The sequence below is a fragment of the Streptomyces sp. NPDC015139 genome, from assembly GCF_043079785.1.
GTDB classification, from domain to species: domain Bacteria; phylum Actinomycetota; class Actinomycetes; order Streptomycetales; family Streptomycetaceae; genus Streptomyces; species Streptomyces albidocamelliae.
Window position 1 is genome coordinate 265,591 of the sequence record NZ_JBIBUW010000010.1, and the last position, 25,026, is coordinate 290,616.

General features: G+C 72.4%; 21 protein-coding genes. 17 read left to right on the plus strand and 4 right to left on the minus strand.

Annotation, left to right across the window (positions count from 1 at the left end; translation table 11 throughout):
• Positions 1-133: 133 nt before the first annotated feature.
• The 5 genes from ACF08B_RS26685 to ACF08B_RS26705 all read left to right on the plus strand — a co-directional run bounded on the left by ACF08B_RS26685 (position 134) and on the right by ACF08B_RS26705 (position 6,161).
• Positions 134-1,327 carry an argininosuccinate synthase gene (locus tag ACF08B_RS26685; RefSeq protein ID WP_392319729.1) on the plus strand — a complete coding sequence of 398 codons (1,194 nt, stop codon included), beginning with the start codon at positions 134-136 and terminating at the stop codon, positions 1,325-1,327.
• Between the two features lie 126 nt (positions 1,328-1,453).
• Positions 1,454-2,887, plus strand: coding sequence for an argininosuccinate lyase (gene argH / locus ACF08B_RS26690; protein ID WP_392319730.1), 1,434 nt, complete (start codon positions 1,454-1,456; stop codon positions 2,885-2,887).
• A gap of 83 nt (positions 2,888-2,970) precedes the next feature.
• Positions 2,971-3,942, plus strand: a complete 972-nt coding sequence (locus tag ACF08B_RS26695) for an aldo/keto reductase (protein ID WP_392319731.1) — start codon at positions 2,971-2,973, stop codon at positions 3,940-3,942.
• Between the two features lie 83 nt (positions 3,943-4,025).
• Positions 4,026-4,574 (plus strand): TetR/AcrR family transcriptional regulator, encoded by a 549-nt coding sequence (locus ACF08B_RS26700; protein ID WP_392319732.1) that lies wholly within the window; start codon positions 4,026-4,028, stop codon positions 4,572-4,574.
• 63 nt (positions 4,575-4,637) lie between these two features.
• Positions 4,638-6,161, plus strand: a complete 1,524-nt coding sequence (locus ACF08B_RS26705; protein ID WP_392319733.1) for an MFS transporter — start codon at positions 4,638-4,640, stop codon at positions 6,159-6,161.
• Positions 6,162-6,234: 73 nt separating this feature from the next.
• On the opposite strand, the gene ACF08B_RS26710 is transcribed toward ACF08B_RS26705, so the two are convergent.
• Together ACF08B_RS26710 and ACF08B_RS26715 are read right to left on the minus strand one after the other, a co-directional pair.
• Positions 6,235-7,878 carry a multicopper oxidase family protein gene (locus tag ACF08B_RS26710; protein WP_392319734.1) on the minus strand — a complete coding sequence of 548 codons (1,644 nt, stop codon included), beginning with the start codon at positions 7,876-7,878 and terminating at the stop codon, positions 6,235-6,237.
• Between the two features lie 125 nt (positions 7,879-8,003).
• Positions 8,004-8,633 carry a lysophospholipid acyltransferase family protein gene (locus tag ACF08B_RS26715; RefSeq protein WP_392319810.1) on the minus strand — a complete coding sequence of 210 codons (630 nt, stop codon included), beginning with the start codon at positions 8,631-8,633 and terminating at the stop codon, positions 8,004-8,006.
• A gap of 467 nt (positions 8,634-9,100) precedes the next feature.
• Here ACF08B_RS26715 and ACF08B_RS26720 point away from each other — a divergent pair, with 467 nt between their 5' ends.
• From ACF08B_RS26720 to ACF08B_RS26730, 3 genes are all read left to right on the plus strand, one after another.
• Positions 9,101-10,279, plus strand: coding sequence for a glycerophosphodiester phosphodiesterase (locus tag ACF08B_RS26720; RefSeq protein WP_392319735.1), 1,179 nt, complete (start codon positions 9,101-9,103; stop codon positions 10,277-10,279).
• Between the two features lie 93 nt (positions 10,280-10,372).
• Complete coding sequence (locus ACF08B_RS26725; protein WP_392319736.1) at positions 10,373-10,879, plus strand: RNA polymerase sigma factor; 507 nt, start codon at positions 10,373-10,375, stop codon at positions 10,877-10,879.
• Between the two features lie 45 nt (positions 10,880-10,924).
• Entirely contained in the window at positions 10,925-11,422 is a 498-nt protein-coding gene (locus ACF08B_RS26730) for a GNAT family N-acetyltransferase (protein WP_392319811.1), read from the plus strand.
• Between the two features lie 70 nt (positions 11,423-11,492).
• Here ACF08B_RS26730 and ACF08B_RS26735 read toward each other — a convergent pair whose 3' ends face one another.
• Together ACF08B_RS26735 and ACF08B_RS26740 are read right to left on the minus strand one after the other, a co-directional pair.
• Positions 11,493-11,912: a hypothetical protein gene (locus ACF08B_RS26735; protein ID WP_333761226.1), complete on the minus strand. Its 420-nt coding sequence runs from the start codon at positions 11,910-11,912 to the stop codon at positions 11,493-11,495.
• A 1-nt stretch (position 11,913) separates the two neighbouring features.
• Positions 11,914-12,273, minus strand: coding sequence for a hypothetical protein (locus ACF08B_RS26740; protein WP_093479136.1), 360 nt, complete (start codon positions 12,271-12,273; stop codon positions 11,914-11,916).
• A gap of 69 nt (positions 12,274-12,342) precedes the next feature.
• Here ACF08B_RS26740 and ACF08B_RS26745 point away from each other — a divergent pair, with 69 nt between their 5' ends.
• The 9 genes from ACF08B_RS26745 (at position 12,343) to ACF08B_RS26785 (ending at position 25,017) form a co-directional block, all read left to right on the plus strand.
• Complete coding sequence (locus ACF08B_RS26745; protein WP_392319737.1) at positions 12,343-12,993, plus strand: HAD family hydrolase; 651 nt, start codon at positions 12,343-12,345, stop codon at positions 12,991-12,993.
• A gap of 396 nt (positions 12,994-13,389) precedes the next feature.
• A complete protein-coding gene (locus ACF08B_RS26750) occupies positions 13,390-14,433 on the plus strand; it encodes a methionine ABC transporter ATP-binding protein (protein WP_392319738.1) in 1,044 nt (347 codons plus the stop codon).
• Entirely contained in the window at positions 14,430-15,173 is a 744-nt protein-coding gene (locus ACF08B_RS26755; protein ID WP_392319739.1) for a methionine ABC transporter permease, read from the plus strand. Before ACF08B_RS26750 ends, ACF08B_RS26755 begins: the two co-directional genes overlap by 4 nt.
• Positions 15,174-15,245: 72 nt before the next feature.
• Positions 15,246-16,079, plus strand: coding sequence for a MetQ/NlpA family ABC transporter substrate-binding protein (locus tag ACF08B_RS26760; RefSeq protein ID WP_392319740.1), 834 nt, complete (start codon positions 15,246-15,248; stop codon positions 16,077-16,079).
• A 201-nt stretch (positions 16,080-16,280) separates the two neighbouring features.
• Positions 16,281-16,919, plus strand: a complete 639-nt coding sequence (locus ACF08B_RS26765) for a GNAT family N-acetyltransferase (RefSeq protein WP_392319741.1) — start codon at positions 16,281-16,283, stop codon at positions 16,917-16,919.
• A gap of 122 nt (positions 16,920-17,041) precedes the next feature.
• The gene (gene cbiE / locus ACF08B_RS26770) at positions 17,042-18,262 is read left to right on the plus strand and encodes a precorrin-6y C5,15-methyltransferase (decarboxylating) subunit CbiE (protein WP_392319742.1); all 1,221 of its coding nucleotides are present in this window, start codon (positions 17,042-17,044) and stop codon (positions 18,260-18,262) included.
• A 344-nt stretch (positions 18,263-18,606) separates the two neighbouring features.
• A complete protein-coding gene (gene cobT, locus ACF08B_RS26775) occupies positions 18,607-22,710 on the plus strand; it encodes a nicotinate-nucleotide--dimethylbenzimidazole phosphoribosyltransferase (RefSeq protein WP_392319743.1) in 4,104 nt (1,367 codons plus the stop codon).
• A gap of 159 nt (positions 22,711-22,869) precedes the next feature.
• The gene (cobA, locus tag ACF08B_RS26780) at positions 22,870-24,102 is read left to right on the plus strand and encodes a uroporphyrinogen-III C-methyltransferase (protein ID WP_392319744.1); all 1,233 of its coding nucleotides are present in this window, start codon (positions 22,870-22,872) and stop codon (positions 24,100-24,102) included.
• Positions 24,103-24,198: 96 nt separating this feature from the next.
• Entirely contained in the window at positions 24,199-25,017 is an 819-nt protein-coding gene (locus ACF08B_RS26785; protein WP_392319745.1) for a TrmH family RNA methyltransferase, read from the plus strand.
• The last annotated feature ends 9 nt before the right edge of the window (positions 25,018-25,026 follow it).

Below are 25,026 nucleotides of genomic sequence, written 5' to 3' on the forward strand. Positions count from 1 at the left end.
ACATCGTTCGTTTGTCTAAGGAATAACCGGAGTCGTGGCCCCGCCCGCCGGGTCACCCGGAAGTGCGATTGACGAATCATGCAGAGTTCTGCATACTCATGCATGTCAGCGAATGCACTGTGAGGAGAAACCCGTGACCGAGCGCGTCGTACTCGCCTATTCGGGCGGTCTGGACACCTCCGTCGCCATCGGCTGGATCGCCGAGGAGACGGGCGCCGAGGTCATCGCCGTTGCGGTCGACGTCGGCCAGGGCGGCGAGGACCTCGACGTCATCCGCAAGCGCGCCCTCGCGTGCGGCGCGGTGGAGGCCGAGGTCGCCGACGCCAAGGACGAGTTCGCCGACGAGTACTGCCTCCCGGCGATCAAGGCCAACGCCCTGTACATGGACCGCTACCCGCTGGTCTCCGCCCTCTCCCGGCCGACGATCGTCAAGCACCTCGTCGCCGCCGCCAAGAAGCACGGCGCCACCACGGTCGCCCACGGCTGCACCGGCAAGGGCAACGACCAGGTCCGCTTCGAGGCCGGCATCGTCGCCCTCGCCCCCGACCTGAAGTGCATCGCCCCGGTCCGCGACTACGCGATGACCCGGGACAAGGCGATCGCCTTCTGCGAGGCCAAGCAGCTCCCGATCGCCACCACCAAGAAGTCCCCGTACTCCATCGACCAGAACGTCTTCGGGCGCGCGGTCGAGACGGGCTTCCTGGAGGACATCTGGAACGCCCCGATCGAGGACATCTACGAGTACACCTCCAACCCGGCCGTCCCGCGCGAGGCCGACGAGGTGGTCATCACCTTCAAGCAGGGCGTCCCGGTCGCCCTCGACGGCAAGCCCGTCACCGTCCTGCAGGCCATCCAGCAGCTCAACGAGCGCGCCGGCGCCCAGGGCATCGGCCGGATCGACATGGTCGAGGACCGTCTCGTCGGCATCAAGTCCCGCGAGGTCTACGAGGCCCCGGGCGCGATCGCGCTCATCACGGCCCACCAGGAGCTGGAGAACGTCACCGTCGAGCGTGAGCTGGCCCGCTACAAGCGGCAGGTCGAGCAGCGCTGGGGCGAGCTGGTCTACGACGGCCAGTGGTTCTCCCCGCTCAAGCGCGCCCTGGAGGGCTTCATCGACGAGGCCAGCCAGCACGTCTCCGGCGACATCCGGATGACCCTGCACGGCGGCCGCGCGGTCGTCACCGGCCGGCGCTCGGAGTCGTCCCTGTACGACTTCAACCTGGCCACCTACGACACCGGCGACACCTTCGACCAGGCGGCTGCCAAGGGCTTCATCGACATCTACAGCCTGTCGTCGAAGATCGCCGCCAAGCGCGACCTCGCCTGACCGCGTACGGCCTTCGGGTCGCCTCGCGCGCATCAGCCTGACAGCCGCCTCCTCGCCTGCAAGGGTGGGGAGGCGGTCGCACAGAGGCCTCTGTGCCACACAGACCACCTCCGAGGAGCAACGCAAGTGAGCAGCAACAGCGGTGACGTACGGCTCTGGGGCGGCCGTTTCGCCGACGGTCCCGCCGAGGCCCTGGCCAAGCTGTCCGCGTCCGTCCACTTCGACTGGCGGCTCGCGCCCTACGACATCGCCGGTTCGCGTGCCCACGCGCGCGTGCTGCACAAGGCGGGCCTGCTCACCGAGGACGAGCTGACGCGCATGATCGCCGGGCTCGACCGGCTGGAGGCGGACGTCGCCGACGGCTCCTTCGTGGGCACGATCGCCGACGAGGACGTCCACACCGCCCTGGAGCGCGGCCTGCTGGAGCGGCTCGGCCCGGACCTCGGCGGCAAGCTGCGCGCCGGCCGCTCCCGCAACGACCAGGTCGCGACGCTCTTCAGGATGTACCTGCGGGACCACGCCCGGATCGTCGGCGGCCTCGTCGCCGACCTCCAGGACGCGCTGATCGGCCTCGCCGAGGCCCACCCCGACGTGGCCATGCCCGGCCGCACGCACCTCCAGCACGCCCAGCCGGTGCTCTTCGCCCACCACGTCCTCGCCCATGTGCAGTCCCTGTCCCGGGACGCCGAGCGGCTGCGCCAGTGGGACGAGCGGACCGCCGTCTCGCCGTACGGATCCGGCGCGCTGGCCGGCTCCTCCCTCGGACTGGACCCGGAGGCGGTGGCCAGGGACCTCGGCTTCGAGCACGGCAGCGTCGGGAACTCCATCGACGGCACGGCGTCCCGGGACTTCGTGGCCGAGTTCGCCTTCATCACCGCGATGATCGGCGTGAACCTCTCCCGGATCGCCGAGGAGATCATCATCTGGAACACGAAGGAGTTCTCCTTCGTGACCCTGCACGACGCCTTCTCCACGGGCTCGTCGATCATGCCGCAGAAGAAGAACCCGGACATCGCCGAGCTGGCGCGCGGCAAGTCCGGCCGGCTGATCGGCAACCTCACCGGGCTCATGGCGACCCTCAAGGCCCTCCCCCTCGCCTACAACCGCGACCTCCAGGAGGACAAGGAGCCGGTCTTCGACTCCTGTGACCAGCTGGAGGTGCTGCTGCCCGCCTTCACCGGCATGGTCGCCACCCTCACGGTCCACCGCGAGCGCATGGAGGAACTGGCCCCGGCCGGGTTCTCGCTCGCCACCGACATCGCCGAGTGGCTGGTCAGGCAGGGCGTGCCGTTCCGCGTGGCCCACGAGGTCGCCGGCGAGTGCGTGAAGGCCGCCGAGGCCGAGGGCAAGGAACTGGACGACCTCACGGACGAGCAGTTCGCGAAGATCTCCGCGCACCTCACGCCCGAGGTCCGTACCGTCCTGAACGTCCCGGGCGCCCTCGCCTCCCGCAACGGCCGCGGCGGCACGGCCCCGAGCGCCGTCGCGATCCAGCTGGCGGAGGTCAAGGCGGACGTGGCCGGCCAGCACACCTGGGCGACGGCCCGGCAGCAGGCCTGACCCCCTTCCGCACCCGGAGGCGAAGGGCGTCACGGGTTACGTTGGTCGCGAGCCGTACCGTGCCCGACCGAACGGAGCCCGCGATGCCCTTCGCCCGCCTGGCCGCAGCGACGACCCCCACCTGTCACATCGGACTGGGCCTCGCCGCGGTGGGCCGTCCCGGCTACATCAACCTCGGCCGGGACCGCGACCTCGGGGACAACCGCAGCGCGGACGCCCTGCGCGCCCGCACCCACGAACTCCTCGACGCCGCCTACGCCCAGGGCGTCCGCTACTTCGACGTCGCCCGCTCCTACGGCCGTTCGGAGGAGTTCCTCGCCGACTGGCTCCACGCCCGCCCCGACGTCGACGACGTGGTCGTCGGCAGCAAGTGGGGCTACACCTACACCGCGGGCTGGTCCACCGACGCCGACAAGCACGAGGTCAAGGACCACGGCCTGGCGACCTACGAGCGCCAGCGCGCCGAGTCCGACACCCTGCTCGGCGACCGGCTCGACCTCTACCAGATCCACTCGGTGACCCCGGACAGCCCCGCGCTCACCGACAAGGAACTCCACGCCAGGCTCGCGGAGGCCGCCGCCGGTGGCCTGACCGTCGGCTTCTCCACCAGCGGCCCCGCCCAGGCCGAGGCCGTCCGCGCCGCCCTCGCCGTCACGGTCGGCGGCGAACCGCTCTTCCGGACCGTGCAGTCGACGTACAACGCCCTGGAGACCTCCGTGGCCCCGGCGCTCGCCGAGGCGTACGACGCCGGCCTCACCGTGATCGTCAAGGAGGGCATGGCCAACGGCCGGCTGGCGGCACCGCACGCCCCGGAGGCGCTGCGGGCCGTGGCCGAGGAGTCCGGGCTCGGCTGCGACGCCGTCGCCCTCGCGTGGATCCTGCGCCGGCCGTGGACCGGTGTCGTCCTGTCCGGCGCCGCGACCGTCGGCCAGCTCGTCTCCAACCTGCACGCCCCGGCGGTCGACCTCGACGAGGAGCAGCTGGACCGCCTCGACGCGCTGGCCGAGGAGCCGCGCGTCTACTGGGAGCGGCGCGGACAGCTGCCCTGGCACTGACGAGAACCGCCGATCACCAGCGGCGATGAGTCACGCATGCCTATTGTGAGACACGAATGTCTCACATGGGCTACACTTGTCTCATGGCCATCGATCGTGACCACGTGCTGCGCAGCGCAGCCGCCCTGCTGACCCGCAAGTCCACCGCCACCATGGACGAGGTCGCCAAGGCCGCGGGAATCAGCCGGGCCACGCTGCACCGCCACTTCGCCGGCCGCGACGCGCTCGTACGGGCGCTGGAGGCGCTCGGCATCGCCGAGTGCGAGGCGGCGCTGGACGCGGCCCGCCCGGACGAGGGCCCGGCGGGCGAGGCCGTCCGCCGCCTGGTCCGCGCGATCGAACCCTCGGCGGCCCTGCTGGCCTTCCTCTACACCGAGAACCAGCTGTTCGAGGGCGAGGGGCAGAACCAGGGCTGGGCCCGCATGGACGAACGCCTCACGGCCCTGTTCCGGCGCGGCCAGGAGAGCGGCGAGTTCCGCATCGACCTCACGCCGGCCTGGCTCACCGAGGCGCTCTACGGCCTGCTGGCCTCCGCCGCCTGGGCCGTGTGCGAGGGCCGCGTGGCCTCCAAGGACTTCACCCACTCGATCGTCGAGCTGCTGCTCGGCGGCGCCCGCCGCCCGAACGCCTGAGGCGACGCACGGCGCGGGAACAGCACAGACGACAAGCACAGCGCACGCAAGAAGAGAGGAATCATGACCAGCACCCTGCAGCCGGCTCGTGCGGCGGAGGTGGAGAAGCGCCCGGGCCGCTGGCTCGCGCTCTCCGTCCTCGTCCTGGCCGTGCTGCTGGTGGCCGTCGACGCCACCGTCCTCGGCCTGGCGACCCCCTACATCAGCGAAGACCTGAACCCCTCCGGCACCCAGCTGCTGTGGATCGGTGACGTCTACTCTTTCGTCATCGCCGGCCTGCTGGTCTCCATGGGCAGCCTCGGCGACCGCATCGGACGCAAGCGGATCCTGCTCGGCGGTGCCACCGCGTTCGGCGCCGTGTCCGTGCTGAACGCGTACGCGACGACCCCGGAACTCATGATCCTGGCCCGGGCGTTGCTGGGCGTCGCGGGCGCGACCCTGATGCCCGCCACCCTCGCCCTGATCCGCAACCTCTTCCACGACGCGCGCGAGCGCAGCCTCGCCGTCGGCATCTGGGGCGCCACCGCCTCCGCCGGTACGGCCGTCGGGCCCATCGCGGGCGGATTCCTGCTCGAGCACTTCTGGTGGGGGTCGGTCTTCCTGATCAACCTGCCGGTCATGGCGGTCCTGGTCCTCGTGGGCATCCGCACCCTGCCCGAGTCCCGCAATCCGAACCCCGGCCCCTGGGACCTGGCGAGCGTGCTGCTGTCGCTGGTCGGCATGATCGGCATCGTGTACGCGGTCAAGGAGCTGGCCACCCACGGCCTCACCTGGTCCACCGTCGCGGCGGCCCTGCTGGGCGCCGCAGCGCTGTACGGGTTCGTCCACCGCCAGCTCACGATGCCGACGCCGCTGCTGGACATGCGGCTGTTCGGGCGCCGGGGCTTCAGCGGGGCGGTCCTCGCCGACCTGCTGACCGTGCTCGGCATGTCCGGCCTGGTGTTCTTCCTCTCCCAGTACCTGCAACTCGTCCAGGGCAGGCGCCCGTTCGAGGCGGGCCTCGCGGAAGTGCCCGCGGCCGTCGGCGCGGTCGCGGCCGGTCTGGTCGCCGGCCGCGCGGCCCGGCGCTTCTCGGTCCGCGCCGTGGTCTCGGGCGGTCTGGCGGCCGTCGGCCTGGCCCTGGCCGTGCTGACCATGCTCGGCCGGACCACCGGCTACCCGGTCCTCGGCGCCGCCCTGCTCGTCGTCGGTGTCGGCGCGGGCTTCTCCTTCACGGTCACCGCAGACGTGATCCTCTCCAGCGTGCCGAAGGACCAGGCGGGCGCCGCCTCGGCGGTCTCCGAAACGGCGTACGAACTGGGCGCGGCCCTGGGCATCGCCCTGCTGGGCTCGATCGTGACCGGCGTCTACCGCGGCTTCGCCGGCCCGGCCGGCACCCCGGCCCAGGCCCACGAGTCCCTGGGCGCGGCGGTGGAGTCGTCGGCCCACCTGCCCCCGCACTCGGCGGAGGCACTGCTGACGGCGGCCCGCGACTCCTTCGTCCACGGCCTGCAACTGGCCTCGGGCGCCGGAGCGGCGGTCCTGCTGGGCACGGCGGTCGCGGCCTGGTTCCTGCTGAAGGGCCAGAAGCTGGAGGGCGCGGAGTAGGCCGGACACCTCAGGGGCGCGGGAAGCAGCGTGCGCGAGCACGCCGCACCCGCGCCCTGTCGCGCCCCGCCCCTCAGCGCTTGTAACCCAGCACCGTCATCATCCCGCTCTCCGAGTGGTACTGGTTGTGGCAGTGCAGCATCCACAGCCCGGGGTTGTCGGCGTCGAAGTCGACGACCAGCTTGCGGTGCGGCAGCACGATCGCGGTGTCCTTGCGGGCGCCGACCGCGTCCAGACCGGTCATCGCGAAGGTGTGCCCGTGCAGGTGCAGGGGATGCCACATGTCGGTGGCGTTGATGAGGGTGAGCCGTACCCGCTCACCGGCGCGGACCGGGTGGCGCTGCCGCACCGAGTAGGGCTCGTGGTCGAAGGCCCAGTCGAACTTCTTCATGCCGCCGGTGAGCCTGATGCGCATCTCCCGGTCGGGGCGGCGGTCGTGGAGGGCCACGGAGTCGTGGGGCAGCAGGCGGCGGGCGGGGACGGTGTTCCCGTCGAGTTCGTCCGGGTGGACGTCGGCCGGCGGGAGGTTCTTGTTCCCCTTCGAGGTGCGCAGGACCGCCACGGCCCTGCCGTTCTTGCCCTCGGGAAGGGCGACCAGCGGGAACACACCGTCCTTGGCGGTGATCAGCACGTCGTAGCGCTCGGCCATGCCGACGAGGAGGGCGTCCGTCGTCTTGTGCTTCACGGGGTAGCCGTCGGTGTGCGTGACGGTCATCCGGTGACCGCCCAGGGCGACCCGGAAGGCGGTCTCGGAGCCGGCGTTGATGATGCGCAGCCGGACCCGGTCGCCTGGACGGCAGCGGAACACCGACGGGTCCTTGGGCAGCCGCCCGTTGACGAGGTAGTGCGGGTAGGCGACGCTGCCGCCCTCGCCGTGCAGCATGCGGCTGTGGGAGTCGTGCAGCACCCGGGAGGGGCCCGTGGGCTTCTTGGGCTTCTTGGCCTTCTTGGACGGTGCGGGATGCGCGGAGTGCCCGCCCGGGCTCGGGCTGCCGTGACCGGGACCCATCGCCATGCCGCCCATGTCCATGGCGCCACCGGGCTTGAGCTGCTCCAGGACCTGCTCGGGGGTGGAGCCCTCCACTCCGTCCAGCCAGTCGTCGAGGACCAGGACCCACTCCTTGTCGTAGGAGAGGGGCTCCTTGGGATCGTCGACGACGAGCGGCGCGTACAGCGCCCGGTCGGCCTGCATGCCGACGTGGGAGTGCAGCAGATAGGTCCCCGGATGCGGGACGGTGAACCGGTAGCCGAACTCGTCCCCGGGCCGGATGGCCGCCTGGGTCAGGTCCGGGACGCCGTCCATGTCGCAGCGCAGCCGTACCCCGTGGGAGTGCAGGGTGGTGGTGGCGGGCAGCCGGTTGGCGAACGTCAGGTCGAGCACGTCACCGGCGGTGACCCGGACCAGCGGGCCGGGCACCGTCTCGTTGTACGCCCAGGTGTGGACCCGCCGCCCGCCCAGATCCAGCTCGGCCTCGGCGGCGGTGAACCGGTAGGTGCGCACGCGGCCCGTCCCGCGCTTCCGTTCGGCGGCGAGGACCTCGGGATCCGACGGATTGACGTACCCCCGTGGCCCCTCTGGGACGAACGCCTTCTCGCCACCCGTGTGTTGGGGGCCGGAGCTGGGCTCGGATCCGGAGCCGGTGCAGGAGGCGAGGAGTCCTGCGCCGGCGGCGGCGATCGGGGCACGGAGAAGGGTACGCCGAGAAGGTTTGTACATGTCTGAATCAGACATGTTATGTGGTCATATGGCTTGTAGATGCGGCCGAATGCCCGATGTGTCGGCGACAGATTCCACCGGCAGGCGGACGGTCCGGGCCGTCGCGTCCGTCCGGGCGGACGATCTCAGGCGGCCTTGGCCTTCGTGGCGTACATGTCGACGTACTCCTGGCCCGACAGCCGCATGACCTCGGCCATGACCGAGTCGGTCACGGCCCGCAGCACGTAGCGGTCCCGGTCCATGCCGTCGTACCGGGAGAACTCCATGGCCTCGCCGAACCGGACGGTCACCCGGCCGGGCCGCGGGATGCCCCGCCCGCCCGGCTGCAGCTTGTCGGTGCCGATCATGGCGAACGGGACGACCGGCGCGCCGGTCATCAGGGTCAGCCGGGCGATACCGGTGCGCCCGCGGTAGAGCCGGCCGTCGGGGGAGCGGGTGCCCTCGGGGTAGATCCCGAAGACCTTGCCCTCCTCCAGGATCCGGCGCCCGGTCATCAGCGCGGCCACGCCGCCGTTGGCGCCGTCCCGGTCGACCGGGATCATGCCGACGCCGGTGAAGAACCACGCCATCAGACGGCCCTTCACGCCCTTGCCGGTGACGTACTCGTCCTTGCCGATGAAGAGCACCTGCCGCTTGGTGACGATCGGCAGCACGATCGAGTCGATGAACGTGAGGTGATTACCGGCCAGGATCACCGGACCGTCCCCCGGGATGTTCTCCACGCCCTCCACCTGTGGGCGGAACATCAGGCGCATGATCGGTGCGAGCACTGCCTTGATGAGCGCGAAGCGGGACAACGGGTCCTCCGATGTCGAGGTGAGCGATATGAGTCTGTGCAGGTGAGGACATTACTCGCGGCGCGTGGCCGAACGCACATCGGGTGCGGCCGGTTCACCGAGGTCTTACGTACTGTTGACACGGGTTTACCTGCGGTGACGCCTCGGGGACGGCCCGTCACCTCGTGAAGAGGATGTGACGGACATCGCGCCGGGTCCTCACTCTTCCGGCTACCCGGACCCCGCCCGGCGATGCCGACGGGCCGTCATGTTCCGCCGCACGGCGGACACACGGCGGCACCCGGGTGTTCCGGTCGAGGACTCCCGTCCGTCATGTGCACACCCCTACGATCGGCCCGCACGAAAGGCGCGAGCCGTACCGCACGGTGCGGACCGCGAAGGGTGCGCCGACGGTACGGCGCGGCGCGGACGGCAGGAGGACGCCCATGGGCGGCGACCAGGCGAACGAGCGGACACAGGGCATCACGGGGCGGCGGGCGATCCTCGGCGCGGCGGTGCTCGGCGCGGGCGGAGCGGTCCTCGGACTGCCGGGTGCGGCCAGAGCCGCCGAGTCCCGTACGGCCGGGCACGGCGGCCGCGGACTGAAGGGCCTGCCGGTGCCGACGATCATCGGCCACCGGGGAGCCAGCGGCTACCGCCCCGAGCACACCTTCGGCTCGTACGAGCTGGCCCTCGACCTCGGCGCCGACATCGTCGAGGCGGGCGACCTGGTCCCGACGAAGGACGGGCACCTGGTGTGCCGGCACGAGCCGGAGATCGGCGGCACCACGGACGTCGCCTCCCACCCCGAGTTCGCCGGCCGCAGGACCACCAAGGTCCTCGACGGTGTCTCCACGACCGGCTGGTTCACCGAGGACTTCACGCTCGCCGAGCTGAAGACGCTGCGTGCGGTCGAGCGGATCCCCGCCAACCGGCCGCACAACACCCTCTACAACGGGCGCTGGGAGATCCCCACGTTCGAAGAGGTCCTCGCATGGCAGGACGAGCAGACCCGCAAGCGCGGCCGGCAGGTGTGGATCTACCCCGAGACCAAGCACCCCACCTACTTCCGGGGGCTCGGCCTCGGCCTGGAGGAGCGGGTCGCCAAGCTGCTGCGCAAGCACGGCAAGGACGGCCGGAAGTCGCCGGTCATCCTGCAGTCCTTCGAGCCCACCAGCATCCAGAAGCTGAACCAGCTGGTCGACAACCCGCTCGTCGTCCTGCTCTCCTCGGCCGGCAGCCGCCCCTACGACTTCGTCGAGACGGGTGACCCGCGCACGGTCGCCGACCTGATCACGCCCAAGGGTCTCCGGGAGATCGCCGGCTACGCCCAGGGCATCGGCCCGACCCTGGACCTGGTCATCCCGAAGAACGCGGACGGCACCCTGGCGCAGCCGACCACCCTGGTCGCCGACGCGCACAAGGTGGGCCTGATCCTGCACCCGTACACCATGCGCAATGAGAACCCCTTCCTGCCGGCCGAGTACCGCAAGGGCGGCGCGGCCGACGCCTACGGCGATGCCTTCGGCGCCTTCAGGACGTACTTCGCCACCGGGATCGACGGCGTCTTCACCGACAACGCCGACACCGGCCTGCTCGCCCGGGCCGACTTCCTCAACGGCTGATCCGCGTCAACCGGCCGCCGTGCCGGCACCCCCTTCGGGGTGACTACGGGCCGTCCCGGCAACCCGCCGCCGGGGCGGTTCGTCGTTTCGCACATGACACACGAACTGGTAGCCGACCTGCATCCGCTGCTCACCGCCGAGGCCCTGGCCGAGGCGCATGCCTCCGGGGGCGAGCCGGGCGATCTGGAGCAGGCCGTCTGGCTCCGTCTGCTGGAGCGGCTGGAGAGTGACGGGCCGCCGCCGGACCCCCAGGGCTGGCTGCGCAAGGCCGTCCGCGCCGAGGCCCGCCGCGCCCGCCGCACCACCCGCCTCGAACGTCCCTACGGCGCCGAGCCGGTGGACGACGACCGGCCCGGTCCCGAGCAGCTCGCCCTCAGGGCCGCCCGGCACCGCGCACTGCGGGACGCGGTGCGCCGGCTGCCCGGCCGCTGCCCCCGTCTCCTGGAGGCACTGCTCTCCCCACAGGACCTCACATACCGGGAGATCGCGGGGGAGTTGGGTATCTCACAGGGCAGTCTCGGCCCGGAACGCTCCAGATGTCTTGGTTGTCTGCGTCGTTTGCTCACCCCGGAGGTTGCTTCCCGCGAAGCGCGGGGATAGGAGTGGGGGACGACAGGTGATCAGGTGAGCGGGAGGCGTGCGCACATGGGCATGAGCGTGACCATCTCGGTGGCGACCGAGCAGGACACGGAGCAGATCTTCAAGCTCCAGTACCTGTGCTTCCAGAGCGAGGCGGCGCTGTACGGCAACTACCGCATCGACCCGCTCGTCCAGACGCTGGACTCCGTCCGTCAGGAGGTCGCCGCCGACTGCGTCTTCGTCGCCCGGCTCGGCGACGAGGTGGTCGGCTCCGTGCGCGGCAAGGTCACCGAGGACGGCGCGGCCGCCATCGGCAAGCTCTGCGTCCACCCGCGCCTCCAGGGCCACGGCATCGGCGCCCGGCTGCTGCGCGCGGCCGAGACGGCCCTGTCCGAGCAGCGCGGCGCCACCCGGTTCCGCCTCCACACCGGCCACCGCAGCGAGGGCAGCCTCCGCCTGTACCGCCGCTCCGGCTACCAGACGGTGGGCCGGTCGCAGGGCGCCGACGGCGTGGAGATGATCGTGCTGGAGAAGCAGGCCGGTACGTACGCCCAGACCGCCTGAGCCGAACGCCCGGAAGCGGCGCGGGACGGCGCGCGAAGAGCGCGGCGCGTCCGCGCCCGGCCGGACCTCCTCAGCCGGCCCGGCGCTCCCGCGCCTTCCGCAGCCAGTACAGGGCGGAGAGCGGCAGGAGCACGGGGATGAACACGTAGCCCATGCCGTAGTCCGACCACACGGTGGCGTCGGGGAACGCGGACGGCTCGACCAGGGTCCACGTGCCCACGACCAGCACGCCCACGAGCTCCGCCGCGCAGCACACCAGGGCCGCCCGGCGGGCCGTCTCGCCGCCGCGGACCAGCGTGTACGTGATGAAGCCGTACACCACGCCGGCCACCGCCGACAGGGAGTACGCCAGCGGTGCCCGGCCGAAGTCCGTCGCGATCTGGTAGGCCGACCGCGACACCGCGCCGACCACCATCACGCCGTAGAACCAGACGAGCAGCATGCCCGGCCCGCCGATCAGCCGGGCCGGCTTCTCCTCCACCGCCGTCACCTCAGCCTCCCCAGATGTCGTAGAGCCGTACTTCGAGCACCGCGAGGACCACGCCGCCCGCCGCGGCCGTCACCGAGCCCCAGCGCGTGCGCTCGGACAGGGACATGAACCCGGCCGCGGGGACGCACGCGAAGGCGCCCAGCAGATAGGCCACGAAGATCACCGTGCCCTGGTCCGGCTTCTCGCCCCGCGCCAGCTGCACGATCCCGACGACCAGCTGGATCACCGCGAGCAGCGACACCACGGCCATGCCGATGAAGTGCCAGTCCTTGGTCGGCTGGTCCCGGTGGGCGGCCCAGCCGCACCAGGCGGCGAGCAGCAGCGCGGCGACGCCGGTCACCAGCGTCAGGGCATTGAGCATGCGGTGACCTTATTACGGCGGAATCGGGCCCCCGCCGCCGCCCCCGTCGTACGCCGTAGGGTCTAGACCATGACGATCCACGCACACGCCCTTTTGTTCGACAACGACGGCACCCTGGTCTCCTCCCTCGACTCCGTCGAGCGCTGCTGGACCCGCTGGGCCGGCGAGTACGGGATCACCGCCGAGCAGTTCGGGCGCGTGGAGCTGCACGGGCGCACCGCGGTGGAGATCGTCGGCGACCTGCTGCCCGCCCACCTGGTCCCCGAGGCCGTGGCCCGCGTCGAGCAGCTGGAGGTCGAGGACGTGCCGAACGGGGGAGTACGGCTGCTGCCCGGCACCCGGGACTTCCTGGACTCCCTGCCCGCCGACCGCTGGGCCGTGGTCACCTCCGCCACCGGCCGCCTCGCCGAGGCCCGCCTCGACGCCGTGGGCATACGCCCGAAGTCCCTCATCTCCGCCGACGACGTCACCCGCGGCAAGCCCGACCCCGAGCCCTATCTGCTCGCGGCCCGCCGGCTCGGCGTGGACCCGGCACACTGCGTCGTCTTCGAGGACGCCCCCGCCGGACTCCGGGCGGGCCGGGCGGCCGGTATGACCACCGTGGCCTTGGCCACAACCCACCGCGCGCAGGAGCTGGACGCCGACCTGGTGGTGAAGGACCTCTCGGCCCTGTCCGCACTGGTCACCTCCGCCGGAGTCGAGATCGCCGTCCGCCGCTGAGCCCACGCCCCGGGTGTCCGCCGCTGTCCACTATGCGGACAGCGGTCACCGGTCAGCACCGTAGGTCTGCTTTACTGATCGCATGACCACCACGAGCAGCCGCATCCCTGCGACCGAGGCGACCACGACGCCCGGTGCTCGTTGTATGTGTCCGTGCCGAATGTGCGCCTTCTAGAGGGCCCCCGCACCACCTGAGCCTCGCGCCCCGAAGCGAGAGCCACGGCCTGCCCCGCGCCGATTCACGAGCGCGATCGCCGGCCGCCCCGCGCACACGGCGTTCTCCCCGGTCGCACCGCCTCCGCGAGAACCGTGCCGCGTCCCTGAACGAACGCACGCAATGCACCCGTGCCAGGGCACACCCATGCCCCGCGCACTCGACAGTGACGGAAAACCCACGTGATCACCACCTCGGGCCTGACCAAGGTCTACCGCTCCCGCGGCCGTGAGGTCACCGCCCTCGACGGCGTCGATCTCCATGTCCGCGAAGGCGAGGTCTACGGCGTCATCGGACAGTCCGGCGCCGGCAAGTCCTCCCTCATCCGCTGCGTCAACCTGCTGGAGCGCCCCACCACCGGCACCGTGACCGTCGCCGGACAGGACCTCACCGCCCTGGCCGGCCGCGGACCGCGCGCCGGCCGGGAACTGCGCCGGGCCCGCAGCAGCATCGGCATGGTCTTCCAGCACTTCAACCTGCTGTCCTCGCGCACCGTCCAGGACAACGTCGAACTGCCCCTGGAGATCCTCGGCAGGTCCGGCCGGGAACGCTCCCGCAAGGCCCTGGAACTGCTGGACCTGGTCGGCCTGGCCGACAAGGCCAAGGCCTACCCCGCCCAGCTCTCCGGCGGGCAGAAGCAGCGCGTCGGCATCGCCCGCGCCCTCGCCGGCGACCCCAAGGTGCTGCTCTCCGACGAGGCCACCAGCGCCCTCGACCCGGAGACCACCCGCTCCATCCTCCAGCTGCTGCGCGACCTGAACCGGCAGCTGGGCCTGACCGTCCTGCTCATCACCCACGAGATGGACGTCGTGAAGTCGGTCTGCGACTCCGCCGCCCTCATGGAGCGGGGCCGGATCGTGGAGTCCGGCACGGTCAGCGAGCTGCTGGCCACCCCGGGCTCCGAGCTGGCCGCCGCGCTGTTCCCGGTCGGCGGCGAGGCCTCCGGTGCCGAGCGGACCGTCCTGGACGTCACCTTCCACGGCGAGGCCGCCACCCAGCCGGTCATCTCCCAGCTCTCGCGCACCTACAACGTCGACATCTCGATCCTCGGCGCCGCCATCGACACCGTCGGCGGTCTCCAGATCGGCCGCATGCGCATCGAGCTGCCCGGCCGCTACGAGGACAACGTGGTGCCGGTCGGCTTCCTGCGCGAACAGGGCCTGCAGATCGATGTCGTCGACCACGAGGGCGCTGCGCCCCTGCTGGTCAAGGAGGGTGCGAAGTGACCTGGTCCGAGATGCAGCCGGTGCTGTCCCAGGCGTGTTGGGACACGCTCTACATGGTCGGCTGGTCCACGCTGATCGCCGTCGTCGGCGGACTCCCGCTCGGCATCCTCCTCGTGCTCACCGACCGGGGCGGGCAGCTGCGCAACGTCGTGGTGAACAAGGTCATCGGGCAGATCGTGAACGTCGCCCGCTCGATGCCGTTCATCATCCTCATGGTCGCGCTGATGACCTTCACCCGGTGGATCACCGGCACCACCATCGGCCGCGAGGCCGCGATCGTGCCGCTCGCCATCGGCGCCATCCCGTTCTTCGCCCGCCTGGTGGAGATGTCCGTCCGGGAAGTGGACGGCGGACTCGTCGAGGCCGTGCAGTCCATGGGCGGCAGCACCTGGAAGGTCGTCCGCAGCGTCCTCGTGCCCGAGGCGCTCCCCTCGCTCATCTCGGGTGCCACGACCACGATCATCGCCCTCATCGGCTACTCGGCCATGGCGGGCACGGTCGGTGCCGGCGGCCTAGGCGACGTCGCCGTCCGCTACGGCTACCAGCGCTTCGAGACCGGCATGATGTGGATCACCGTGGCCATCCTCGCGGTCGTCATCTCCCTGCTCCAGGTCGTCGGCGACTTCGCGGCCCGCTCCCTGCACCGCCGCAGCGGCGGTTCCGGCGGCCTGCTCCTCTTCAGGCCCCTGCGCGGCGTCCTCGCCGGCCCGGCCGCCGCCGACGCGGTCGGCAAGAGCTGAGCACCGCTTTCTCCCCAGACTCCCCGTCCACCCGACACGGGGTCGCACCACCCATCAGGAAAGGCACTTTTCGTGCGTAACACCGCCAAGATCACCGCCGCCGTCCTCGCCACCGGAGCCCTCACCCTCGGGCTGACCGCCTGCGGCTCCGGCAAGGACTCCGCCTCCTCCGCCGACTACAGCGGCCCGCTGGTCGTCGCCGCGAGCCCGACCCCGCACGCCCAGATCCTCGACTTCGTCAAGAAGAACCTGGCGTCGAAGGCCGGCCTCGACCTCGAGGTCAAGGAGTTCACCGACTACATCACGCCGAACACGGCGACCGAGGACGGCTCCGTCGGTGCCAACTACTTCCAGAACCAGCCGTACCTCGACGACTTCAACAAGAAGCGCGGCACCCACATCGTGCCCGTCGTCACGGTGCACCTGGAGCCGCTCGGCCTCTACTCCCACAAGGTGAAGAAGACCGACGCCCTGAAGAGCGGTGCGACCGTCGCCGTCCCGAACGACGCCGTCAACGAGGCCCGCGCCCTGAAGCTGCTCGCCGCCAACGGCCTCATCACCCTCAAGGACGGCGTCGGCACCGAGGCCACCCCGGCGGACATCACCAAGAACCCGCGGAACCTGAAGTTCAAGGAGGTCGAGGCGGCCCAGACCGCGCGCTCCCTGGACGACGTGGACGCGGCCGTGATCAACGGCAACTACGCCATCTCCTCCGGCATCAAGCCCGCCGAGGACGCGCTGATCCTGGAGTCCGCGAAGAACAGCCCGTACGGCAACTTCCTCGCCGTGAAGAAGGGCGACGAGAAGGACCCGCGGGTGAAGAAGCTCGCGAAGCTCCTCACCTCGCCCGAGGTCAAGAAGTTCATCGAGGACAAGTACCAGGGCTCGGTCATCCCGTCCTTCTGATCCCTCCGGCCGTTCCGGCCCCCTGGAGCCGACACCAGGCGTGAACGGCGTTTCGCGACGCACGGGGTCCACTCCCTCACAAGGAGTGGACCCCGTCGTGCGGTTCAGGGGTTTCATGCTGCATGCTGGGCAGTTCAGCGGGGTCGCCCCCGACGGTCCTGATGGCCCATCAACGTTTTCCCGAAGGTTACGGAGCGGCGCATGACTAGCACCTTCCCCAACATCTCCATCAGCACGGAGCGGTTGGTGCTGCGTCCCCTCGACGAGGACGACGTGCCCGCACTGGCCGAGATGATGAACGACGAGCAGATCGCCGCCTGGACCGACGTCCCCCAGCCGTTCACCGAGGCCGGTGCCCGGCACTGGATCACCCAGTACGCCCCCGCCGAACGCACCTCCGGCCACGGCCTCGACCTCGCCGTCACCGAGTTCCTCACCCAGCGCCTGGTCGGCATCGTCCAGCTCACCAAGACCGACTGGCGGATCCGTGCCACCGAGCTGTCCTACATCGTCGCCCCCTGGGCCCGCGGCGAGGGGTACGCCTCCGAGGCCGCCCTCGCCACCGCGCAATGGCTCTTCGGCGACCAGAAGTTCGAGCGCATCGAGCTGCGCACCGCCGCGGACAACACCGCCTCCCAGCAGGTCGCCCAGAAGATCGGCTGCATCAGTGAGGGTGTCCTGCGCAACGCCTGCATAGTCCACGTGCGCACCGAGGACGGCACCTGGACCGACATGCGCACCGACTTCATCGTGTGGAGCCTCCTCCCGGAGGACCTCGAAGGCACCGACGAGCAGCTCGCCGACACCAGCGGCTTCACCTCCTACTCCGACTGGAACTGACGCCCGCTTCGCCCGCGGGCCCGGCCCGGCCGCGCGTCCGGCCGCCCCACCGGGTAGTCTCACGAAGCCCGACCGAGGGCCCCTGGCCCTGACGACCTGCGCACATCTGGAGACACACGACGATGGCCGACCGGGTCACGGTGATCGGCTGGGACGGCTCGCCGCTGACCGCCGCGGCACGCTTCGCCCTCGGCGCCGCCACGCTCGTGGCCGGCGCGGCCCACCACCTGGCGCTGCCCGAGGTCCCGCCCGCCGCCGAACGCATCCGCCTCGGCAGCCTCGCCCTCGGCGCCCGCCGCATCGCCGCGCACCGCGGCACCGCCGTCGTCCTCGCCGACGGCGACCCCGGTTTCTTCGGTGTCGTACGCACCCTGCGCGCCCCGGAGTTCGGCCTGGAGGTCGAGGTCGTCCCCGCCGTCTCCTCCGTCGCCACCGCCTTCGCCCGCGCCGGCATGCCCTGGGACGACGCCCAGGTGGTCGTCGCCCACCCGCGCACCCTGCGCCGGGCCGTGAACGTCTGCCGCGCCCACACCAAGGTCGCCGTCCTCACCGCGCCGGGCGCCGGCCCCGCCGAACTGGGCCTGCTGCTGGAGGGCGTCCACCGCACCTTCGTCATCTGCGAGGAGCTGGGCACCGAACGCGAACAGGTCAGCGTCGTCACCTCCGACAAGGCGGCCGACCACAGCTGGCGCGACCCCAACGTGGTCATCGTCATCGGCGGAACCGCCCCACCGGCCGGCCCGGCCGAGGGCGGCGGCTGGATCGCCGGCCGCGACCCCGCCACCGGCCCGCGCGGCTGGGTCCAGCCCGACGAGACGTACGGCGGCGGCCTCGGGGAGGGCGAGACGGAACTGCTGCGGGCCGCCCAACTCGCCCGTCTCGGACCCCGCGTCGGCGACCTTGTCTGGGACATCGGCTGCGGCTCCGGCGCGTTCGCCGTCGAGGCCGCCCGCGCCGGTGCCGCCGTCATCGCCGTCGACCGGCTGCCGCGGGCCTGCGAGCGGACCGACGCGGCCGCGCGTCACTTCGGCGTCCAGCTCCAGGTGATCCACGGCACCGCCCCGCACGTGCTCGAAAACCTGCCCGAGCCCGACGTCGTACGGGTCGGTGGCGGGGGAGCGGCCGTCGTCTCCGCGGTCGCCGACCGGCGCCCGCAGCGCATCGTCACGCACGCCGCGACCCGCGACGCGGCCGAACTCGTCGGCCGCGATCTGACCGAGCACGGATACCGCGTCGAGTGCGCCCTGCTGCAGTCCGTCGAACTCGACACCCGGGCCTGGACGGAGACCGAGCGGAACGTTGCGTTCCTGCTCAGCGGGGTACTGCCCGATCGCGCCCCGTGATCCTGTTGTCGTACCGGCGCGGTAGGCTGGCCGATCGTTGTACCGCACCGGGTGGCCCGGACTTCGTTCGCCAATGTCCGGATCGCGCGCCCGTTTTGGGGTGGGTGCGGTACTGCGCAACCGGAGGACGCGCAACGTGGCGCAGTCCACAGCGGGCTGTCGCGGATCATGCTGTCGCGACGGCCGAACGGCCGGGACAATGCCACTGAATGGCTTTGTCGCCTTTTTTGGGCGGGTCGTTCGTGCCGCTGGGCACGGACGCTCGTTCTTCACTACGGGGCGGTCGGTGCGCCGTTCCGGGTGAGCTGGTCGTAGGAGCACTAACCGATGGGCGAGGGGTACGCATGACGGACACCGGCCAGGTCCCGGGCGAGGGGCAGCCGGAGAGCGCAGGCATGGTGGAACAGCCGGGCGTTCCCGCGCACGGTGCGTACACCTACCTGTCCGAGGCGCCGGCCGAGGACGAAGACCTGCTGCTGCCGGGTGCCCAGGGCGCGTGGGGCAACGAAGTGCCGCCACCCGCTCCGGAACCGGTGGTCGAGGCCGTCCACCAGCCGGGCCCGCACGAGACGGCGGGCCGGGACAGCGGCTCGGTCGACCTCAGCGGTGTCCGCCTGCCCAGCCCGGCCCCGGCGTCCACGACGTCGTCGCCCATCCTCTCGACGCCGCACGACCCGGCGGCCGCCCAGCAGCAGGCCCGCCGCCCGCTGCACCTCGGCCCGCCGATCCCCGACGCCTCCGCGAGTCCGGTCCGCTCCCTCGCCGACCGCGGGCCCGCCGGAGCACCGGTACGGCAGCCCGGGCAGACCGCCGGTCCCGAGTACTTCGACGCGCAGCCCCTGCGCGACATGGCCCCGCAGAGCGCCGCCCCGTGGGGTGCCGCGCCCGCCGCCCACGCCCCGGCCGACGCGGGCCCGACGCCCGTGGCCGCGGTACAGGTCGGCGCGCAGGCACCGGCTGCCGAAACGGTTGACCCGGCCGCCGTCCCCGTGGCCGACGCCGCCGCCGAGCAGGCCGAGCAGACCGGCGCCGCGCAGGCCACCATCGCCCGTCTCGCCACCCAGGCCGCCGCCCAGGCACCGGCCCAGGTCGTGCACGGTCACGACGGCGTGCAGCCCGCCCACGGTCACGACGGTGTGTACACGGCTCCCCCGGAGCAGGGCCCCGAGGTCCCCGCCGCCGAGGCCGTGCCGGCAGCCGGCGCTCCCGGCGAAGTCGAGGTCGCCGCGGCGCCCGAGGCCGCGCAGGGCGGGCAGCCGGTCGAGGGTGCCGCAGCCGCACCGGAAGAAGACGTCACGCCCGTCGTCGCCGAGGCCGGGCAGACCGCCGACGCGACCGGTGCCGCCGAGGCGGCCGCGCCGGTCCAGGAGGCGGGTGCGGCCGAGCCGGGTCCCGTCGTCCAGGCGGTGGACGCCCGGGAGGCGGACGCCGAGGACGTGCCGGCCGAGGCGATCGTGCCCGCTCAGCAGCTGGATCTCGCTCAGCAGCCGGATCTCGCTCAGCAGCTGGATCTCGCTCAGCAGCCGGATCTCGCTCAGCAGGCGGATCCCGCTCAGCAGCCGGACGCCGCTCCGCAGACGGTCCAGCAGGTCGAGGCCCCCGAGCAGGGCGTGGGCGAGCAGGCCGCCGACGCGGCGCAGGCTCCGGTGCACGCCGAGGCCGTCGTCGTGGCCGAACCCGAGGCGGCCGGTTCCGGCCAGATTGCCGCCGAGGCCACCACCGAGGTCGCCGACGCCCGGCAGCCCGAGCCGCCCGCGGTCGCCGCCGAGGATGCCGCGCAGGCCGGGGAGCTGGAGGCCGACCCCGCCGCCGGGGTGGGAGAGTTCCCCGAGGCGCAGCCCGCGGCCGAGCAGCCGGTGCCCGAAGCCGTCGCCCTCCAGGTGACCGAGCCGGCGCCGGTACAGCCGACCGAGCCCGCCGAGCCGTCCGAGTACGTCACCCCCGTCGCCGTACCGGAGCAGACCGGAGCCGAGGAGACCGCGGCCGGGGCTCCCGTGCCGGCGGTTCCCGTGGCCGCCCCCGCCGAGGACGCCGTACCGGTCCCGGCCGTCGTCGAGGCGGAGGGCGCGCCGGAGCCGCACCCCCACGTCGCCCAGGATCCGCAGCCGGCCGGCCCCGCCGAGGCGCCGCCCACCGCGCCGCAGCCCCAGCCGCCGGTCGCCCCGGAGCCGCAGGCCCACCCCGACACCGTGGTCCAGGCCGCCCCCGAGCAGGCCGTCGAGCCCGTCGCCCCGGCCGGCCCCCAGACGTTGCCCGCCGAGCAGCAGCAGCCCGTGCCCGCCCCCGCCGAGGAGACGACCGCGCACCTCGGAACGGCCGCCGCCATCGCGGGCGCGCACCCGGAAGCCCCCGACCAGCCGGCCTCCGCCGACGCGCCGGCCGCGGAGGTTCCGCCGGCGCCGCAGCCGGAGCAGCCGCTCGGCCGGTTCGTGCCGGTGGAGGGCCAGGTGCCGACCACACCGCACCTCGCGCCGACCCCGCCGCAGCCCCTCGTCCTCCCCGCGGACAGGCTCCAGGACCTCCAGGGTCCGCAGGAGCAGCCGGAGCCGGTCGCCGCCACGGTGCCCGCGCCGCGCGAGGGCGAGCCGGCCGTCGTGCCGGCCGCGCCGGACGCCGAGCACCCCGATGTCGTACAGCACGCGGACGACCTGCGGACCAGGGCGGCCGACCAGGAAGAGAGCACGGCCGACGTGGCAGAGGCAGAGCGGTCCACCGGCCCGGCGGCGCCCGGCTACGACGACGCCGAACGCGAAGCCGTGCTCAAGGTCATGCGCGAGCGCCGCGACATCCGCAACGGCTTCCGCGGCGACCCGATCCCGCACGAGGTGCTGCTGCGCGTCCTGGAGGCGGCCCACACGGCGCCCTCCGTGGGCCACTCGCAGCCCTGGGACTTCGTCGTCATCCGGTCCGCCGAGACCCGGCGCACCATGCACGAACTGGCGATGCGGCAGCGCGAGGCGTACGCCAAGTCGCTGCCCAAGGGCCGGGCGAAGCAGTTCAAGGAACTGAAGATCGAGGCCATCCTCGACACCCCGGTCAACATCGTCGTCACCGCCGACCCCACCCGCGGCGGCCGGCACACCCTCGGCCGGCACACCCAGCCGCAGATGGCGCCCTACTCCTCGGCGCTCGCGGTGGAGAACCTCTGGCTCGCCGCCCGCGCCGAAGGCCTCGGCGTCGGCTGGGTCAGCTTCTTCGACGAGCGGGAGATGGTCCGCTCGCTCGGCCTGCCCGAGCACCTGGAGGTCGTCGCCTACCTGTGCGTCGGGTACGTCGACGAGTTCCCGGACGAGCCCGAGCTGATGCAGGCCGGCTGGTCCAAGCGGCGCCCCCTGTCCTGGGTGGTGCACGAGGAGACGTACGGCCGCCGCGCCCTGCCCGGAGAGGAACCCCACGACCTGCTCGCCGAGACCGTCGCACAGATCCGCCCGCTCGACGCCAAGGCGCTCGGCGAGGCGTGGGAGCGCCAGAAGCGCATGACCAAGCCGGCCGGCGCGCTCGGCATGCTGGAGATCATCTCCGCGCAGCTGTCCGGGCTGTCCCGGCAGTGCCCGCCGCCGATCCCGGAGCCCGCCGCCGTCGCGATCTTCGCGGGCGACCACGGCGTGCACGCCCAGGGCGTCACCCCGTGGCCGCAGGAGGTCACCGCCCAGATGGTGGCCAACTTCCTGGGCGGGGGAGCGGTCTGCAACGCCTTCGCCAACCAGGTCGGCGCCGAGGTGTGCGTCGTGGACGTCGGTGTCGTCGCCGACCTCCCCGCCACCCCGGGTCTGCTGCCCCGCAAGATTCGCGGCGGCACGTCCGACATGACCACCGGTCCCGCGATGACCCGTGAAGAGGCCAAGGCGGCCATCGAGGTGGGCATCGAGACCGCCCGCGACCTGGTGGCGGCCGGCAACAAGGCGCTGCTCACCGGAGAGATGGGCATCGCCAACACCACCGCGTCCGCGGCGCTGATCTCCGTCTTCACCGGCGCCGACCCGGCGGAGGTGACCGGACGCGGCACGGGCATCAACGACGAGACGCTCGCCCGCAAGACCGACGTCGTCCGCCGCGCCCTGGAGTTCCACCAGCCGGACCCGGCGGACCCCATCGGCGTCCTCGCGGCCATCGGCGGCTTCGAGCACGCGGCCATGGTCGGACTGCTCCTCGGTGGCGCCTCGCTGCGTACGCCGGTGATCCTGGACGGCGTCAGCGCCGGTGCCGCGGCCCTGGTCGCCCGTGCCATCGCCCCCGAGGTCCTCGCGGCCTGCATCGCGGGTCACCGCAGCGCGGAGCCCGGGCACGTGGCCGCGCTCAACAGGCTCGGCCTGCGCCCCCTGGTCGACCTCGACCTCCGTCTCGGCGAGGGCACGGGCGCCCTGCTCGCCCTGCCGTTGGTGCAGAGCACGGCACGGGCGATGCACGAGGTGGCCACCTTCGACTCGGCGGGCGTCACGGAGAAGTAGCCGTCGCGCGACGGGGCGGTCCGGTGTTCAGCTGCCGGACCGCCTTGGCCGTCCGCCGTGCCCACGGCATAAAATCCGCACGTCAGGGCCGCTCCGGAGTTGCAGCGCGCCCATCTCACCAGCGCGCCCGTCCCACAGCTGCACGAGGAGCCGTACCTCATGGCCGAACACCCCGCCTACCCCGTAGGCCTCCGCCTCTCCGGCCGTCGCGTGGTCGTCCTCGGCGGCGGTCAGGTGGCGCAGCGACGCCTGCCGGCGCTCATCGCCGCGGGCGCGGACATCGTGCTCGTCTCTCCCGAGGCGACTCCCTCCGTCGAGGCCATGGCGGACACCGGCGAGATCACCTGGGTGCGGCGGGGGTACGCGGACGGCGACCTCGCCGACGCCTGGTACGCCCTCATTGCCACCAGCGACCCGGACGCCAACACCGCGGCCTCCGCCGAGGCGGAACGGCACCGCGTCTGGTGCGTCCGCTCCGACGACGCCGACCGGGCGACCGCCTGGACCCCGGCGACCGGGCACAGCGAGGGCGTCACCGTCGCGGTGCTCACCACCGACGCGCGCGGCCGCGACCCCCGCCACACCGCCGCCATCCGGGACGCGGTCGTGGAGGGCCTGCGCGACGGCACGCTCGTCGCCCCGCACCACCGCACCCGCACGTCCGGCGTCGCCCTGGTCGGCGGCGGCCCCGGCGACCCCGATCTGATCACCGTCCGCGGCCGCCGGCTGCTCGCCGAGGCGGACGTCGTCATCGCCGACCGGCTCGGCCCGCGCGACCTGCTCGCCGAACTCCCCCCGCACGTCGAGGTGATCGACGCGGCGAAGATCCCGTACGGCCGCTACATGGCCCAGGAGGCCATCAACGACGCGCTGATCGAGCACGCCAAGCAGGGCAAGTCGGTCGTCCGTCTCAAGGGCGGCGACCCGTTCGTCTTCGGCCGGGGCATGGAGGAGGTCCAGGCGCTCGCCGAGGCCGGCATCCCCTGCACGGTGGTCCCCGGCATCTCCAGCTCGATCTCGGTACCGGGCGCCGCGGGCATCCCGGTCACCCACCGGGGCGTCGCCCACGAGTTCACCGTGGTCAGCGGGCACGTGGCCCCCGACGACGAGCGTTCGCTGGTCGACTGGCCGTCCCTGGCCAAGCTCACCGGCACGCTGGTGGTCCTGATGGGCGTGGACAAGATCGGGAAGATCGCCGAGACGCTCGTCGCGCACGGCAGGTCCCCCGGCACGCCGGTCGCCCTGGTCCAGGAGGGCACCACGGCCGCCCAGCGCCGGGTGGACGCCACCCTCGCCACCGTCGCCGAGACCGTTCGCACCGAGGACGTGAAGCCCCCGGCGGTCATCGTCATCGGCGAGGTCGTGCAGGTCGGCCCCGGCACTCCCGCCTGACACCCGGGCCGCGCGTGGCTCGATCACGCGTAACCCCGGGTAACCCACCCGCTCCCAGCCGTTGGCACCACACCCAGGACAAGGCAGTATCACCCTGTGGCCGATCTCATCACCGTCGACGACCCCGACGACCCCCGCCTCTCCGACTACACGGGCCTGACCGACGTCGAGCTGCGCCGCAAGCGCGAACCGGCCGAGGGCCTGTTCATCGCCGAGGGCGAGAAGGTCATCCGCAGGGCCAAGGAAGCGGGCTACGAGATGCGCTCCATGCTGCTCTCGGCCAAGTGGGTCGACGTCATGCGCGACGTCATCGACGAACTCCCGGCCCCGGTGTACGCCGTCAGCCCCGACCTGGCCGAACGCGTCACCGGCTACCACGTCCACCGCGGGGCCCTCGCGTCCATGCAGCGCAAGCCCCTGCCGACGGCCGCCGAGCTGCTCCGCTCCGCCCGCCGGGTGGTGATCATGGAGTCGGTCAACGACCACACCAACATCGGCGCGATCTTCCGTTCGGCCGCCGCCCTCGGCATGGACGCGGTCCTGCTCTCACCGGACTGCGCCGACCCGCTGTACCGCCGCAGCGTCAAGGTCTCCATGGGCGCGGTGTTCTCCGTGCCGTACGCGCGGCTGGAGACCTGGCCGAAGGGGCTGGAGTCGGTCCGCGAGGCGGGGTTCACCCTGCTCGCGCTCACCCCGGACGAGAAGGCCCGCAGCCTCGACGAGGCCGCCCCGCACCGGATGGACCGGGTGGCGCTCATGCTCGGCGCCGAGGGCGACGGGCTGTCCACCCAGGCCCTGGTCGCCGCCGACGAATGGGTCCGTATCCCCATGTCCCACGGCGTCGACTCCCTCAACGTGGGCGCCGCGGCAGCCGTGGCCTTCTACGCGGTGGCGACCGGCCGGCCGGAGGCCTGAGCCGCCCCT

Bases quoted from the DNA above. Each gene is read 5' to 3' on its own strand.
- ACF08B_RS26695 (WP_392319731.1), top strand. From the start codon at position 2,971: ATGCCCTTCGCCCGCCTGGCCGCAGCGACGACCCCCACCTGTCACATC.
- ACF08B_RS26700 (WP_392319732.1), top strand. From the start codon at position 4,026: ATGGCCATCGATCGTGACCACGTGCTGCGCAGCGCAGCCGCCCTGCTG.
- ACF08B_RS26705 (WP_392319733.1), top strand. From the start codon at position 4,638: ATGACCAGCACCCTGCAGCCGGCTCGTGCGGCGGAGGTGGAGAAGCGC.
- ACF08B_RS26710 (WP_392319734.1), bottom strand. From the start codon at position 7,878: ATGTACAAACCTTCTCGGCGTACCCTTCTCCGTGCCCCGATCGCCGCC.
- ACF08B_RS26715 (WP_392319810.1), bottom strand. From the start codon at position 8,633: ATGCGCCTGATGTTCCGCCCACAGGTGGAGGGCGTGGAGAACATCCCG.
- ACF08B_RS26720 (WP_392319735.1), top strand. From the start codon at position 9,101: ATGGGCGGCGACCAGGCGAACGAGCGGACACAGGGCATCACGGGGCGG.
- ACF08B_RS26725 (WP_392319736.1), top strand. From the start codon at position 10,373: ATGACACACGAACTGGTAGCCGACCTGCATCCGCTGCTCACCGCCGAG.
- ACF08B_RS26730 (WP_392319811.1), top strand. From the start codon at position 10,925: ATGGGCATGAGCGTGACCATCTCGGTGGCGACCGAGCAGGACACGGAG.
- ACF08B_RS26740 (WP_093479136.1), bottom strand. From the start codon at position 12,273: ATGCTCAATGCCCTGACGCTGGTGACCGGCGTCGCCGCGCTGCTGCTC.
- ACF08B_RS26745 (WP_392319737.1), top strand. From the start codon at position 12,343: ATGACGATCCACGCACACGCCCTTTTGTTCGACAACGACGGCACCCTG.
- ACF08B_RS26765 (WP_392319741.1), top strand. From the start codon at position 16,281: ATGACTAGCACCTTCCCCAACATCTCCATCAGCACGGAGCGGTTGGTG.
- cbiE (WP_392319742.1), top strand. From the start codon at position 17,042: ATGGCCGACCGGGTCACGGTGATCGGCTGGGACGGCTCGCCGCTGACC.
- cobT (WP_392319743.1), top strand. From the start codon at position 18,607: ATGACGGACACCGGCCAGGTCCCGGGCGAGGGGCAGCCGGAGAGCGCA.
- cobA (WP_392319744.1), top strand. From the start codon at position 22,870: ATGGCCGAACACCCCGCCTACCCCGTAGGCCTCCGCCTCTCCGGCCGT.